This is a genomic window from Xenorhabdus sp. NBAII XenSa04 (genome assembly GCF_963866145.1).
Lineage (GTDB): Bacteria > Pseudomonadota > Gammaproteobacteria > Enterobacterales > Enterobacteriaceae > Xenorhabdus > Xenorhabdus indica.
This window is the reverse complement of record NZ_CAWMEB010000081.1, coordinates 1-12,538: the sequence shown is the minus strand read 5'-3', so window position 1 is coordinate 12,538 and position 12,538 is coordinate 1. Positions and strand designations below refer to the sequence as shown.

Annotated in this window: 23 protein-coding genes; 8 read left to right on the top strand and 15 right to left on the bottom strand. The window is 44.4% G+C overall.

Going from position 1 to position 12,538, the window contains the following annotated elements; genetic code table 11:
* Positions 1-124 precede the first annotated feature (124 nt).
* From AAC147_RS04380 to AAC147_RS04310, 15 genes are all read right to left on the bottom strand, one after another.
* Positions 125-388 (bottom strand): pyocin activator PrtN family protein, encoded by a 264-nt coding sequence (locus tag AAC147_RS04380; RefSeq protein WP_047685755.1) that lies wholly within the window; start codon positions 386-388, stop codon positions 125-127.
* An 11-nt stretch (positions 389-399) separates the two neighbouring features.
* Positions 400-828: a KilA-N domain-containing protein gene (locus AAC147_RS04375; RefSeq protein WP_072032560.1), complete on the bottom strand. Its 429-nt coding sequence runs from the start codon at positions 826-828 to the stop codon at positions 400-402.
* Positions 829-1,038: 210 nt separating this feature from the next.
* Complete coding sequence (locus tag AAC147_RS04370) at positions 1,039-1,263, bottom strand: hypothetical protein (protein ID WP_047685737.1); 225 nt, start codon at positions 1,261-1,263, stop codon at positions 1,039-1,041.
* Positions 1,260-1,610, bottom strand: coding sequence for a hypothetical protein (locus tag AAC147_RS04365; RefSeq protein ID WP_047685735.1), 351 nt, complete (start codon positions 1,608-1,610; stop codon positions 1,260-1,262). The genes AAC147_RS04370 and AAC147_RS04365 overlap by 4 nt, the downstream gene beginning before the upstream one ends.
* Positions 1,611-1,619: 9 nt before the next feature.
* On the bottom strand, positions 1,620-2,165 hold the full coding sequence (locus tag AAC147_RS04360) for a hypothetical protein (RefSeq protein WP_047685733.1): 546 nt from the start codon (positions 2,163-2,165) through the stop codon (positions 1,620-1,622).
* On the bottom strand, positions 2,165-3,025 hold the full coding sequence (locus tag AAC147_RS04355; RefSeq protein ID WP_047685749.1) for an ORF6N domain-containing protein: 861 nt from the start codon (positions 3,023-3,025) through the stop codon (positions 2,165-2,167). The genes AAC147_RS04360 and AAC147_RS04355 overlap by 1 nt, the downstream gene beginning before the upstream one ends.
* Positions 3,026-3,129: 104 nt before the next feature.
* Complete coding sequence (locus AAC147_RS04350) at positions 3,130-3,321, bottom strand: PerC family transcriptional regulator (RefSeq protein WP_231571608.1); 192 nt, start codon at positions 3,319-3,321, stop codon at positions 3,130-3,132.
* Positions 3,318-3,542, bottom strand: coding sequence for an ANR family transcriptional regulator (locus AAC147_RS04345; protein WP_047685730.1), 225 nt, complete (start codon positions 3,540-3,542; stop codon positions 3,318-3,320). Before AAC147_RS04345 ends, AAC147_RS04350 begins: the two co-directional genes overlap by 4 nt.
* Complete coding sequence (locus AAC147_RS04340; RefSeq protein WP_047685728.1) at positions 3,539-3,874, bottom strand: hypothetical protein; 336 nt, start codon at positions 3,872-3,874, stop codon at positions 3,539-3,541. The genes AAC147_RS04345 and AAC147_RS04340 overlap by 4 nt, the downstream gene beginning before the upstream one ends.
* 77 nt (positions 3,875-3,951) lie before the next feature.
* The gene (locus AAC147_RS04335; protein ID WP_231571606.1) at positions 3,952-4,263 is read right to left on the bottom strand and encodes a hypothetical protein; all 312 of its coding nucleotides are present in this window, start codon (positions 4,261-4,263) and stop codon (positions 3,952-3,954) included.
* A 5-nt stretch (positions 4,264-4,268) separates the two neighbouring features.
* Positions 4,269-4,445, bottom strand: coding sequence for a hypothetical protein (locus tag AAC147_RS04330; protein ID WP_156115434.1), 177 nt, complete (start codon positions 4,443-4,445; stop codon positions 4,269-4,271).
* Between the two features lie 51 nt (positions 4,446-4,496).
* Positions 4,497-4,703 carry a hypothetical protein gene (locus AAC147_RS04325; RefSeq protein ID WP_047685726.1) on the bottom strand — a complete coding sequence of 69 codons (207 nt, stop codon included), beginning with the start codon at positions 4,701-4,703 and terminating at the stop codon, positions 4,497-4,499.
* A 39-nt stretch (positions 4,704-4,742) separates the two neighbouring features.
* Positions 4,743-5,330: a DUF5420 family protein gene (locus AAC147_RS04320; RefSeq protein WP_047685724.1), complete on the bottom strand. Its 588-nt coding sequence runs from the start codon at positions 5,328-5,330 to the stop codon at positions 4,743-4,745.
* Positions 5,331-5,386: 56 nt separating this feature from the next.
* Positions 5,387-5,560, bottom strand: coding sequence for a hypothetical protein (locus AAC147_RS04315; protein WP_156115433.1), 174 nt, complete (start codon positions 5,558-5,560; stop codon positions 5,387-5,389).
* Positions 5,561-5,942: 382 nt separating this feature from the next.
* The gene (locus AAC147_RS04310) at positions 5,943-6,335 is read right to left on the bottom strand and encodes a helix-turn-helix domain-containing protein (RefSeq protein ID WP_197056426.1); all 393 of its coding nucleotides are present in this window, start codon (positions 6,333-6,335) and stop codon (positions 5,943-5,945) included.
* Between the two features lie 122 nt (positions 6,336-6,457).
* On the opposite strand from AAC147_RS04310, the gene AAC147_RS04305 reads away from it, so the two are divergent.
* From AAC147_RS04305 to AAC147_RS04270, 8 genes are all read left to right on the top strand, one after another.
* Entirely contained in the window at positions 6,458-6,679 is a 222-nt protein-coding gene (locus AAC147_RS04305) for a helix-turn-helix transcriptional regulator (protein ID WP_047685722.1), read from the top strand.
* The gene (locus tag AAC147_RS04300) at positions 6,669-7,088 is read left to right on the top strand and encodes a hypothetical protein (RefSeq protein ID WP_231571604.1); all 420 of its coding nucleotides are present in this window, start codon (positions 6,669-6,671) and stop codon (positions 7,086-7,088) included. The genes AAC147_RS04305 and AAC147_RS04300 overlap by 11 nt, the downstream gene beginning before the upstream one ends.
* A 2-nt stretch (positions 7,089-7,090) precedes the next feature.
* A complete protein-coding gene (locus AAC147_RS04295; RefSeq protein WP_231571603.1) occupies positions 7,091-8,086 on the top strand; it encodes a hypothetical protein in 996 nt (331 codons plus the stop codon).
* A gap of 38 nt (positions 8,087-8,124) precedes the next feature.
* Positions 8,125-9,711: a DEAD/DEAH box helicase family protein gene (locus AAC147_RS04290; RefSeq protein ID WP_231571611.1), complete on the top strand. Its 1,587-nt coding sequence runs from the start codon at positions 8,125-8,127 to the stop codon at positions 9,709-9,711.
* Entirely contained in the window at positions 9,708-10,685 is a 978-nt protein-coding gene (locus AAC147_RS04285; RefSeq protein ID WP_047685719.1) for a DUF7146 domain-containing protein, read from the top strand. The genes AAC147_RS04290 and AAC147_RS04285 overlap by 4 nt, the downstream gene beginning before the upstream one ends.
* 2 nt (positions 10,686-10,687) lie before the next feature.
* Positions 10,688-11,467, top strand: coding sequence for an antitermination protein (locus AAC147_RS04280; protein WP_047685717.1), 780 nt, complete (start codon positions 10,688-10,690; stop codon positions 11,465-11,467).
* Between the two features lie 195 nt (positions 11,468-11,662).
* Complete coding sequence (locus tag AAC147_RS04275; protein ID WP_047685715.1) at positions 11,663-11,863, top strand: hypothetical protein; 201 nt, start codon at positions 11,663-11,665, stop codon at positions 11,861-11,863.
* A gap of 109 nt (positions 11,864-11,972) precedes the next feature.
* On the top strand, positions 11,973-12,538 hold a 566-nt coding region (locus AAC147_RS04270), incomplete at its 3' end, for a DNA-methyltransferase (protein ID WP_047685713.1).

The following is a 12,538-nucleotide window of genomic DNA, read 5'->3' as shown; positions in this document are numbered from 1 at the left end:
ACTGCTGTTCCGATCATTGATGGGATTTATATTATTTAAAATCAATTAATTATGAAAATTAGGGGTGCTATTGGGGTGCTGTGATAAAATTAGCACCCGATGATTCTTGAAGGATTTTGTAAGATTATTTTCTTTTAAACTGCATCCTCTCCAGTTCTTTTGAGGCTTGCTCTCTTTGCTTATCAATGTATGCAGCCAGATCATTTACATGAACAATTCTCGGTGATTTCTGGCTGTCAGTTAATTTATATGTAGGAATATTCAGTTTCCCTTCATTTGCTTTGCGTTCCGCAGTTCCAGGACTCATGCTGAGGTATCTTTCTGCTATGGACGACAAAGGAATTTGCGAAGTTTCAAACTCAGCCAATAATAAGAATGCCGTGTTCATTTTCATTTATTCTATCCTTTCTGATACCCATTCCCCAAAATCGCCTTAGCCACTTTCGCCGGTGTTGCTTTTCTTTCCCATGTAGCATCAAAAATAATGCCGTTCAGTTCCGTAGTGAGAATATCCTCCAATTTCTTTGGTCTTTCGCTATAGGGAACCTGATCAGGCACTCCATTCATCACGTCGATAATCAGCGCAGCGATTTCTTCTTCCTTGACTGCTTTTAGACCAGACTGCAAATATGCAGTCTGAATATTTTTCAATGAGTTAGACTCAAGTTCATTGATCAACTCTTGAGCTTGCTTGGTTCTTAGCCACTGATTCGGAGCTTTATTCGAACCAGTACCACTGGCCTTATGCAATGTATTCAGGTTGTAGCGCCTGAATTCATCAAGAGGAATTTCAACGCCGACAACCACGGGTAACAATTTGCCTTTCATTATTTCCTCTTCCCCTTTTTGCCTTTCTTCGGAGTTATCTTCACATCTGCCACTTTGGGTGCGGGTGGCAGAGGAGGGCAAATGCCCTTGTGAATATGTTGATTGCGTCTCATGCGGTGGATATGCCGCTGTGTGTGATCCCTGCCATCGTCGATGTGGACTACCGTTCTGACCAGTTCGTCGTCAATGTCCACTATCTGGCGAGCTTCCTCAGTCACGGCCTGCCTCCATGCAAATGATTTTGTAAGCCCGCATCATGTGATTCACCTTGCCTGTGAGAATGGTCTTTCTGAAGAAGAAGCCGGCAGAAGACGCATGAACAGGCGTAGCTGACAGGACGGCATAAACGCAACGGTTATGCAGTCGGCGTTCAGTGATGAAACTGGCAATGATGATCTGTGCCGTGCTGCCTTTATCCTGATAGTCGATTTTCATTGAAACGCCCCCTTAGCGGCCAGCGTGTCGCCCATGTCATTGATCATGCTTTGCCATACCTCACGCCCGTAGTCAGTCAGACAGCCATTGACTACGCATTTTCCCATCAAGTTAATGGCTATCACTTCCCATGCCGGGTAATTCTGCTGGAGTACTTCCAGTGCGTAACTATCCACCAGCTCACGAATGCCTTTTACCCCATCAACAATAGCGACATTGATTTCTGTTTTGCCGACTTGCATTGTGAAATGATCGCCGCCGTTACGGGTTATTACATCGTGATAGACAGCGGCAGCGTAGGTATTCGCCAGTGCATTAAGACGAAAGTTTTTCGTTATTAGTGCCATAGTTCCCCCTCAGTGTACCGCTGGTGCGGCTTTATCCAGTGCGCCATTCACGACATCGAGCGTAAAGGCTTCGTGCATATCATCCATCACCTCAACACCCATCGGTGATAGCTTTAAAATGCCGCTATCGTCCAACATACCGCTGTACATTAAGACGGCGTTCTCTGTGCCTTGTTGCTTACCGAAACGCTCAATCATTGCGCCCTCAATATTGTTTGCCATTGCGAAGCGTTCACAGTCCATCAGTAACGGCAACGTCACGCCGTGATTGCGGTAATAAGGCATCTTGTTTTTATCGGTGGTTTCCATGATGTAAAGCGTGGCGACCAGCCAGCGAAAAGCGAGTAAATCTTTCTCTTTATCACCTTGTGCATGGTCTAAATATTCTGCAATCAGACGCATTCCTAACACTTTTTCGTTATCCCATTCACCGGTATTGGCACGAGTGGGAATGTCTGCCAGCGGTATCAGGCCAATATGCTCAAATACCCCGTTCTCGTTGCGTTTCATGACGTTGACGTCTGTTCCGATAATTTCAGTGTGATATTTGCTCATTATTTGCCCTCCGGTGTATAAACAGCTTTGTCGTGGTGGTATTCACCGTTCCATGATTTCTTCATGGGAAGCTCACCTTTCATGTACAGGGCGTACAGGCGGTGACAGCCTTTTTCCAGTAACACCGCGGTACGGGTGATAAAGGCGTCTTTTCCGCGAGGTGTTATCTCGTTTTCATCTTCGGTGAGATAGCGATCACGGGCGTATGAAGCGACACGCCAGCGCGGCTTTTTCTCAGGGTTTTTCTGCTCGTTGTAAAGCCAGTTGCGCTCCATTGCCCACCACATGATTTTGCTGGTATTCACTCCGTTCAGGCCTTTGCAGAAAGCGGGAATAGTCATCCCTTTGGTAAAGTATTTTTCCAGACTGTCCACGGTGGCGTTCAGGGTTTTGTTTTCACCCTCAAGGCGCTCGACATTTTCGGCATACACAGACAGCATTGAGCGCAGTTTTGCCGGATTGCTTAACAGTTCCGCTTCGGTTGTGATGCTGTCGCGACGGGTGAAGTAGAACTCGGTCAGGTCGTCGAAGTAGTTCCAGGCCTGATCCGTTTCCAGCATCTTGGAGTGGTTAGCTGCGCCGCGCTCTGTCCAGAGAATGAGGCGACTTGTATGTTTACTAACCAAACCTCTTAAAGAGGTGAGGTTCTTAAGTTCTTGTAATTCTTCACCCTCAACATTGAAGTAGTGCTTGCCATCAATAAAGCGACCTTCATTTCTGTTAAAGTTATTGGTAATCTGCTTTGATGTTGCCCCATATCCCGCAGCTAGCTGCTCAGTAGTCACAACACGCTGACCGCGATACTCAACGATCTGTAATTCTTTGGCGGATACTGGGATTAATTCGTTTTTCTTAGTCATTATTTTACCTCGGTAATTTCGATATTTAATTTTTTGGCTAATCGCCTTTGTTAAGATCATTCCGCCAAATCCTTGTTGCGTTTTACTTCTTTTTCCTTTCGCCATTACCACCCTTCCCGTATTTTGATTTGTGCTTTTCGAACACAGCGCAAATTATTCTTGGTACATTCCTGTTCTTGTTTTTTGTCTTGAGATAATGAAAGAGCCTCACCCCATTTTTCAGTGGCACGACGGAATAAGCCTTTCAGTTCTAAACTCCGTGCTAATTCTTTTGCTTGTTCATATGAGGTCATCATTCGCCGCCTGATTTCTGAGTTCTTATTGCTGCGCTATAGCTGTTATGTAACGAGTATCTTTTCTCATTATGTAACTGGCGATATTCAGCCCATAGTTGCGTATTAAGCGTGGTGGCTAAATCTTTAGCCTTTCCCCAGTATTTGGCTGCAAGGTCATACTCTTCTTCTTTCTCTTTCTGGATAGCGGTATTAGCAAAATCTAAATAGGTTTTATTTTTCATTTTATTGGCTCCGTTTTTTTAGCAATCAGTTTTAATATCTCATTCATAAACTCATTGCCCTCTGCGGTTAAATTTCCGTGCTTGGTGTAAAAACTGTTATATGAATCTGTGAGAAGTTTTTCTGCTATAGCCTTGCTTCTTACTGCAAATACATCTAATTCAAAGAAGCGAATTAAAGCGATATTCAATATTTCTTCGTCTAAGTCCAGTTGGTAATTAAATCCCCCTGTCTTTACAATGACAGAATGACAACCATGTTTTTTTTGTAATGCATTCAATTTAACGTTAATAAATGCCATTCGCTTTCTTTCAAGCAAAGTTGATTTTGTCATTTTCTATTTCCCGTTTTTAGCGTGAGCGATTCCCCAGTGCAGGCACTGTAATTAAAGTTGTTTTGTTGTTTTTATTTTTATTGGGTTTTACTTCTACTTTCTCTTAATTCACTAACTGCATTCACATTATTTTCGTATTCAGCTTCGATAATATGAGGCAATACGGAAAACAGTCGCGATAATCTATCAAGGTCAATTATTGCTTCGTCGTGGGAATACTCCGCACTGTTAACTGCTGCTCCGGCTAAGTTAGTAATAGATTTCATTCCGTTTGTTATTGAGTAAATAACTTCATGACTTGATGTTGATAAAAATAGCAAATCATGGTCACTCATTTCTGAGATTTGTTCATTGTTGAAGCGAATGTGATGGAATATATTATTCATCATGGTTATTATTCCCCGCGAATTCGTCCTATTTCTAGCAATACATTATGATTGATTTCAGTTGCAATATTTAAAATACAAGTATCTTCCTCACTTAATCGACCTTCCATCCAGAGAACTAAAAGTGCTTGCAATTTTTCAGCTAGTTTCTGAACTTTTTCTAATTCAAGGTTTTTGTTTTTCATGATTATATTCCTCGGTTTGTAATTCATTTGACATATTTCACCCTGCGATTTTTATTCAAAGCTTTCATTTAATTCAGTGAGGTCATCAAACTGACAGACTGATAATCGTTCTACTGCTCGTAACATTAAGTAAGTATCATTGCTGGCTTCATTTTCAACAGCGGTTAATAACGGCATTAATAAAGCCTGTATTTCTTCATTGATTCTTAATGCATTCTGTGAACGAAGTTTATCACCAGCCGGTACTTTTGTTTTCATGTTTATTTCCTTTGATTGTGATTATTTATCCTTAATCTATTAATTAGACAAGTCATAAAATATGCCATAGCTTATTTCTTCAAAACAGTCTGGAATTTCCGGCTGTTTGTTATATTCCTTTGCATTAGGTATAGCGAATAATAGTGTATTATTATCTTTGCTTGCCTTACCTACTCGTGTTTCTATCATAGGTATCACCCATTTATGATGTGGCTTAGGAGTTCCTAATGTACAGCATTGAATATTGAATTTATTAATAAGAAAATCTGGATATGATGGTAATTTTTCAAGTTTATTATTTGTTTCTTTGATTAACTCATCTAATTTTTTATTAAACTCTTTCCCTGCTTTGCTATTAGCTTTCGCTCTTACCACTTTCAATTCATTAGTTGAATTAATTACCTTCATTGGAAGAGGGAATTCTTTATCTATTGAGAATGCAAAATTCCCTATTTTAGAACCATTCTTGCCCCAGTCATTGTTCCATGAAACACCTTCTGCACCAATTTTATTCAAAGCTTGTCTTATAACTTTTTGGCGTTCTTTGCTAATCAATACATACTCATTATCAAGTTTTTTAACAGTATCACCAGTTAGTTGATAGTATTTGTAGTCTTTTTCACTCATTTTCATACCCTCAGAATTAAATTGTTTATTTCAGTTACGGTTAACTATTTGTCCCATTAATTTTGATTATCTATTAATGATACTTCTTTAGCTTTGGCGCTTAGTAATTCGATAATTTGTTTGGCTATATCATTTGCTTTACTACTTTTCATGCTTTCTAAAATCATTACCGCTTCCAGCATTGTGTGTAAGTCGGTGCAGACTTCCTTGATTGTAGTGTCATTAAACATAACGTACTCCATTATTACCAATCTGACTCTGATAACCCATAATTCTCTTAACTTAAGTTGTAATTATTAATAGATTTTTAGTAAGTATTGGTTGCTATATATTACTTCCCCTTCCGTGTGATTTTCATTATGCATACAAGGTACATTATGTACTTAAATCATTCAATACAAAATGTACCTTAAAATTGACTTAAAAATACTTCTATTTGATTTTAAAGGGAATAAATTTTAGAATTAGTTAAATATTGTGATGTATGTCACTAAATTATAGGGAAAAAGGTACAAAAAAAGCCCTTAATTGAGGGCTTTGTTAATGGAGTATTAAGAATATAAGGCGCGTGACATTTTACACCGAAATAATTTACAGATGGTTTTATAATTGTTAGTTTGCTTTAATTCCGCGTTTTGCCAGCATTTCGGCAAAAATTGCATCAAAATGCGCAGATCTGACTTTCAGTTCGCTTAAAAATTTTTCCGCTTCTTCTGAAGGTAGGTTGTCAAATAGTTCTACCAAATCCTTTTGTTTTTTAGTCAGTTTTGGCTCAGATTCGATATTTATAGAGTTTGCAGGTAGATCGTTGATGCTGGAAACTGTGCCATCTGAATTCAAAATAACGTGCTTAATCCCTATAAAATCTAGTATTGCCGCGATTTCTTTTAGCGACGGTTCCCGTCTTCCATTAAGCCAATGCCCTACCGCACCCCGTGTTATACCGAGATGTTCGGCTAATTTATCGTATGTAATGCTCAAGACCTTCATTTGGTCTTTAGCCATGTCAAACCAGTTCATGTTCATATTTGAATTATACAATCCGTATCCGTTTTATCAATAAACATATTGTATCTCACTATTGCTTTTCTGGGTACAATATGTATTATTTAAAAAGGAGGAACACGATGAACAAGATAAAAAAACTCAGATCTGATTTAGGGATTACCCGGAAAAGATTAGCTGAATGCGCAGGTTGTACCCCTGGTGCAATAGGACATTACGAGAATGGGCGGCGCACCCCGAATATCACTGTGTGTAGAACGATAGTTTCAGCTTTTAGAACGTTAGGTGCTGAATTCACACTTGATGATATTTTCCCGCCCCCAGAGGGGAAGCATGTTTCCTGATTATACCCAAGTCACCCTGCCATCGCATTTCTTCCCGGACGATGGCAAATGGATACAGAGCATGTTGGGGAAACTGAGAGCCAGTACACGGGCGAAGATAACCGCCAAGTACTCAGAAGTGTATCAGGCAGCATGGGATAACGAGCCTGTGCCATATCGCAAAGACAATGCGGCCAGACGGGCGGCCAATATCCGTCTCAGGGAATTTGTCGTGAAGTATGAGAGAGCGGCACAGGGTTATACAGAAGCGCCACCCTTAGCCCCGCAAGCACAGCCAAAGGACAGGCCCAATTCAGGAGTGGCTTTAGGGCAAGGAGCCACCAGTAACACCGAAATGGCTGTGTCTTCTGGCTGTGGGATCGGTGGTAAGGAGATCACTAAGGCTGAGCATGAAAAAGCAGCCAAGTGAGAATGATTATCAAAATGGGGAAAAGCCAAAAAAATGGCGATGACGAAAAAGTACTAAATAAGTACCCCCTTATTTTTTTTGGACAAATGAGAATGATTATCAACAAAGAAATGGCAGAAAAGGTTATCCAAAAACACCGCGCTCTCGTGAGCTGGAAGCCAGCACGCGTCGTGGCTGAACTGGTCGCGGCGGGAATGTCAGAAGCCGAAGCGGCAGCAATGGTCAAGGCAAACGCACCGGAACGGAAAGTGCACAAGCCCCATAAGCCCCACAACAGCCACGCAAAGCCGGTGAATCTGGAGGAACTAAGCACGCATTACCTCGTAGTCGGGGACTACGATTTACTGAGCCTGAAACATCAAGACGCACTGATTGCTGCCATCCGAAACGGCAAAGGGAAGAGTTCATGGCATGACGAGCCAATGGCGGTAACCCTGTTCGGGTTGGTCAAGGCATACCCGATCATCACCACCGCCGAGGTGAATAAATTCCTCAACCGTGGTGCGTTCATTGACAGCATCCCGTTGTTCATTGACGGAGAGGCGATCGAGGGTGAAATGATGCCGTCAGCAAATAACGACAGTGTGAAAGGGGTTTTTCGTGCAGTTAAGCAACTGAAAAAAATTACTGACGGCCTGATGGAGTCTGGCGCACTGCCCCTTAAGAAATACCTCGATCGTGTCCCGACCGATGAAGATGTCAAACGTGCCGTGGGTATCGTCGCACCATCGATAGTCAATCCCTATTTCCACAAAATCGATTATGCGCACCAGTACAGCAATATGCCAGCACCTGATCACGCCGAAGACAGTAAGCGGATTATCAACGAATGGAAAAACGAACTGGACATCAAAGGGGGCAAGAAACTGAGCAGCCAAACTTTGCAGGGTGCAACTGCTCAGGCTCTTGCGATAGGTAATACCTATTCAGGCAGGATTACCTGCGCGGATTATCACACAGGAACCCAGAAAAATAAACAGGGAGTAACATCATGCTAGAAATTACCCCTAAGTTTGCTCAGGAACGCGCTTTGAACATGCTGCGTCAAGACTGGAAGCACTTTAATTCTTTCATGGTGTACGCCCCGACAGGTGCAGGCAAGACAGCGCTGTCCGCATTTATCACCTACGGCTTTGTGTCAAGGGGAATGCGGGTTCTCTTTGTTGCCCCATTTACCGTCTTGATAAACCAGACTGCGCAGCGCTTTATTGAGTATGGATTACCGGAGGATGAAATCGCTTATATCTGGCGTGATCACCCCAACCAAGACCCGACAAAGCTGATCCAGATTGCCTCGGCGGACACATTGATCCGCCGTGAGTTTCCCGAAGATATCGATCTGCTGGTGATTGATGAAGCGCACCTGAAACGTAAGAAAATACTGGAAGAAATCACCCGGCTGACCACTGAAACAAACTGTAAGGTTGTCGGGTTATCGGGCACACCCTTCTCGCCGTTCCTCGGTCATTACTATCAGAAGCTGATAAAGCCGACCACGATAAAAGAGTTAATCCAGCGTGGCGACCTGAGCGCGTATGAGTTCTATGCCCCCACGAAACCCGATTTAACGGGGGTGAAATCCACTCAAAGCTATGAGTACGGCAGTGATTACAAGGAAGATGAAATCGCCGAAATCATGTGCGGGGCGGATTTGGTGGGGGATATCGTGAGTAGCTGGCTGAAACTGGGCGAGAACCAGCCTACGATTTGCTTTTGTGTCAATGTCAGTCATGCCAATTTTATCACCGTCGAATTCAATCGCGCCGGGGTGAATGCGGAGGTCATGACCGCCAGTACGCCACACGAAGAAAGAGATCTGATTATCCACCGCTTTAAGCAGGGCGCGACGAAAGTCATTGTTAACGTTGGCGTTCTTGTGGCAGGTTTTGATAGCGACGTCCGGTGCATCATCTACGCCCGGCCTACCAGGTCAGAAATCCGCTGGCTCCAAACAATCGGCAGAGGCCTGCGTACTGCCAAAGGTAAGGACCGGTGCATCATTCTGGATCACTCCGGTTCTGTCCATCGCCTCGGCTACCCGGATGATATCGAATATGACGAACTGCCGAATAAAAACGACGGCATGAAAACCCGCGACAGCTACCGGGAACGGGAAAAGCGGGAGAAGCTGCCGAAAGAATGTTCTTCCTGTCATTACATGAAGCCCGCGGGTGTTTATATCTGCCCGAAGTGTGGCTTTAAGCCACTGGCGGGCGAAGACATTGAAGTCGATACCAGCCGCACCATTCAGAAGCTCAGCAAGAAAGAGCGTGTTTACACGCAGGCTGAAAAGCAGAGCTTCTACTCGCAATTGAAGTATTACCAGAACCAGCGGGCGTCACAGGGAAAAACTCTCAGTGACGGATGGGTGGGGAATACGTTTAAAGATAAGTTCGGCGTCTGGCCTCGCGGTCTGCATGATATCCCACAGGAACTCACACCCGAAGTGAACAACTTCATCAAGCACAAACAAATTGCCTGGGCGAAATCCCGTAAGAAAACCGAACAGGTGCAGCCGTCCAGCAACGAACAACAGGAAATGCGCCTTGAAGTCGTCCGCAGCAAATTCAGCGATATCCGAGAGCGCTTTGGTATGTCATTGAGCCAGGGAGAAACACAATGAACAGAATAAAAACGGCTGATGCGGTGATAGGCCGCTGGCCTGAAATCTTCGCTTACTACAAATTGCCGCCCGTGACAGGGAAGAACCATTTTAAAGGCAAGTGCCCGATATGCGAACGGAAAGGTAAGTTTCGCATTGATAACAAGGATGATCGGGGGACATTCATTTGTACCTGTAACCGGGGGGATGGCTGGGCGTTACTTCGTTTAACCCAGGGAAAAGATTTCAAGACACTGGCTGATGAGATTGATCAGTTACTGGGTATCCAGTCGGATAAGCGCAGTGTGGTGAAAAAAGAGACCAATATCACCAAATTCAGAAATAAAGTCACCGCGTGTTATGCCAGCTTACCCGGTCTGAAAGGTACACAGGGCGAAGACTATTTACGCAATCGGGGTATTCACGTTCTGCCCGCCGACAATGTGAAGTATTGCGCCGATCAGCCTGTCCGTAACGGGAAGCTGCAAGCTATCTGGTCATTGGTGACGGACGCTAAAGGGACATTGTGTTACCTGCACCGTACTTATCTTGATGGGGACAAGAAGGCCGATATCACGCCTCAGAAGAAACTGGATTCCACGCAGGAAGAGAGTTATCGCGAGCACGCCTCATCGCTCGCCATTCGTCTTTTTCCGGTCGATTCAACACTGGGTATTGCCGAAGGGATTGAGACGGCACTTTCCTGTAAGCAGATTTACGGCGTCAACACTTGGTCAGTGGTGAATGCGAATCTCATGAAGCGGTTCCGGGCGCCCAACGGGGTAAAACATCTCATTATCTTCACTGATATGGACTGGAACGCCGCAGGTCACGCTGCCGCAATGGAATGTGCACACAGTAATTTATTAGCCGGTAACGATTTAGAGAAGATTAGTGTTCGATGGCCTGATAACGGGGATTTCAACGACTTGCTCCAGAACGGGGATCAGGCCCGACAATTGGAATTTACGAAAAAGACAGCGGAGACAGCATAACAATGAAACTGGAATCAGCCCTGAAACATTTTCATCCGAAGTCACCGGCGTTTAGTGATGCGTCAACCAGTACCGCACCTGACAGGATGAAAGGCATGGACACTGCGGCGGCTTTAGGGATGGCTGAATCACAGGCTAAGTTTGGTATGACAGCATTTTTTGCCAAGAACGGCGTCAGCGAAGAGGGTCGATTCAGCACTGTAGAGGCACTGACACAATACGCAAGGCTAAGAGTTCCTAAATTGGTAGCAAAAGCGGCGGGAAATAAGCTGGGGCAATGTTTGGTGATCTTATCGAAGATGGCGTTTGAGGATTATGCCCGTTCAGCCGCGTCAACCTGTCAGTGTTCGGAATGCAAAGGGAAGGGGCTTACCTACGGGATGAAGGAGGTTGAGAAGCATCCCGGTATTATTCGTGCCGACGGCGTGGTGATTATCGAGCCGTGGATTGAAACAGAGCGAATGGGTGAGCTTTGCCAGAAATGTAATGGCAAAGGCATTCTGTCAAATCGTTGCCGCTGCAAGGGACGTGGATTGGTGCTTGATGAAGAACAGACCGCATTGCAGGGTGTACCGGTTCATAAAATCTGCCCGCGCTGCGCAGGTCGGGGTTACAGCAAAGTGCCTTCATCAGTGGCTTATGCGGCAATCAAGGCTTATGTACCTGATCTGAACGAAAGGACATGGCGGCGGAACTGGAAGCCCTTTTATCAAACACTGGTGGAGAAGTGCCACTCGGAAGAAAAGCGCGCCGAAATTGCATTCAATGCGGTGACAAAATAAACCGTTGCATTTTGTCCGGCCTTGGTCTAACATCTTCAAATAGTGGGAACTTGTAACTATACTCACTACGAATTTTCAGACCTCGCACTCGCGGGGTTTTTTATTGCCTGAAATTCAGATAAGACTTGCTGTTGTCATGGGTCAGAGTTACATGTGTGTTCACGCCGAATAACTGACCAAAAGGTTTAAATTATCATGCTAAAACATGAAGATATGACAACAGCCGCCGCCTGTGTTTTGGAAACCGTGCCTCTATATGACTGGGCGTCTGTTTCCGATATTTCTACCCTAACAGGGCTATCTGCACCGCGTTGCCAATTACTTTTAACTCAATTTTGTCTGGCGGGCCTGATGGAAAGCCGGGATAACGACACCTTTTTCAAACGTTGTCCTTGATGAGGCAATGTCTTAAGCGGTGAAATGCAGGGCTGGTGATTCAGTAACGCCAGCCTTTTACCTTGTGGCTTTCCAGAGAGCCAGTCAGCGTCGATATATGGAATAGCCCGTGAATTTAAGCAGTATCACATTAATTAACGACGACTCTCTGAAATTTATCAAAACCCTGCCGGATAACTGCATCGACCTTATCGCCACTGACCCGCCGTACTTTAGAGTAAAAGACTGTAATTGGGATAATCAGTGGAACGATGTGACGGCTTACTTTGTATGGCTGGATGAGCTGCTGGCTGAATTCTGGCGGGTACTGAAACCCAACGGCAGCCTGTATATGTTCTGTGGTTCTCGTCTGGCCTCTGATACCGAGCTGCTCGTTCGTGAACGCTTCAATGTGTTGAACCATATTATTTGGGCGAAACCCTCTGGCCCGTGGCGCAGGCAGAACAAAGAAAGCCTGCGGATGTATTTTCCGGCCACTGAGCGCATCATTTTTGCCGAACATTACCAAGGGCCTTATCACCCGAAAGGCGATGGCTATTTCAAACAATGCCGGGAACTGAAACAGTCGGTGTTTAAGCCGCTGGTGGATTATTTTCGTGATGCCCGAAAAGCGTTAGGCGTCACGGCAAAAGAAATTCACGCTGCCACAGGAAAGCAGATGGCCAGTCACTGGTT